General features: G+C 59.9%; 1 protein-coding gene and 1 tRNA gene. Both read left to right on the top strand.

Annotated elements, in window-relative coordinates; translation table 11 throughout:
• Nucleotides 1–80 precede the first annotated feature (80 nt).
• Nucleotides 81–153: transfer RNA gene (locus CW742_RS14750), tRNA-Cys, on the top strand.
• Nucleotides 154–177: 24 nt separating this feature from the next.
• Nucleotides 178–1082 (top strand): cysteine--tRNA ligase (gene cysS, locus CW742_RS14745; protein WP_292421689.1); only part of this gene is annotated, 905 nt, incomplete at its 3' end.

The following is a 1082-nucleotide window of genomic DNA, read 5'->3' as shown; positions in this document are numbered from 1 at the left end:
CCATTGTATGATCCGGGGGGCAATCTCTCCCCCAAAAATAGTTTTTGTGCCGGACCCGGCATGCAAAAATGAACAGAAGAGCCGGCGTGGCAGAACGGTTAATGCCTCCGCCTGCAAAGCGGATGTCTGGGGGTTCGACTCCACCCGCCGGCGCTCTCCTACCGGGAGATGATTTCCATGCAATTGTACAGTACGCTCACAAGGACAACAGAACCGCTCGTGACCCTTCACCCGGACCGCGTGTACCTGTTTGTCTGCGGTCCCACGGTGTACGACTACTCGCACATCGGGCACGCCCGGACCTACGTGGTCTTCGACGTACTGGCAAAGTTTCTCCGCTCCACCGGAAAAGAGGTCTTCTACCTCCAGAACATCACGGACGTTGACGACAAGATCATCAACCGGGCAAAGGAGGAGGGCGTCTCCCAGAGCGAGCTGGCACGGAAATTCGAACGTGATTACCTCCGCGACATGCAGGCGCTCGGGATCAATGCCGTGAGTTACTATGCCCGTGCCACAACGCACATCCCCGAGATCGTTGACCAGATCCGCCGTTTGATCGAACGCGGTGTGGCGTACGTTACGGAGAATGGCGTGTACTTCAACGTGGACACCTTCGAACGCAACGGGGAGCTCTCGGGCCAGGAGCGGGCGAAGCGGAAGAGCCGCGTGACCGACGACTCCAAGCATAACCCGCTCGACTTCGCCCTCTGGAAGCTCGGGGAGTACGGCGAGTACACCTGGGACTCCCCATGGGGCCGGGGCCGGCCGGGCTGGCATATCGAGGATACCGCTATCTCGGAGAAGTACTTCGGCCAGCAGTACGACATCCACGGCGGGGGCCTGGACCTGATCTTCCCCCACCACGAGGCCGAGATCGCCCAGATGGAGTCCTTGGAAGGAAAGCACCCGATGGTGCGGTACTGGATGCACACCGGCTTCCTGACCGTGAATGGCGAGAAAATGTCCAAGTCGCTTGGCAACTTCATCACCATCCGGGATGCCCTGAAGGTGTGGAAGCCGGACGTGCTCCGGTACTTCCTCCTCCTCTCCCACTATCGTTCCCCCCTGCAGGCAACGGA

The sequence above is a fragment of the Methanoregula sp. genome (assembly GCF_002835825.1).
Taxonomy (GTDB): Archaea; Halobacteriota; Methanomicrobia; order Methanomicrobiales; family Methanospirillaceae; genus Methanoregula.
Note: the sequence above shows the minus strand (reverse complement) of the source record. Positions and strands in the feature narration are given on the sequence as shown.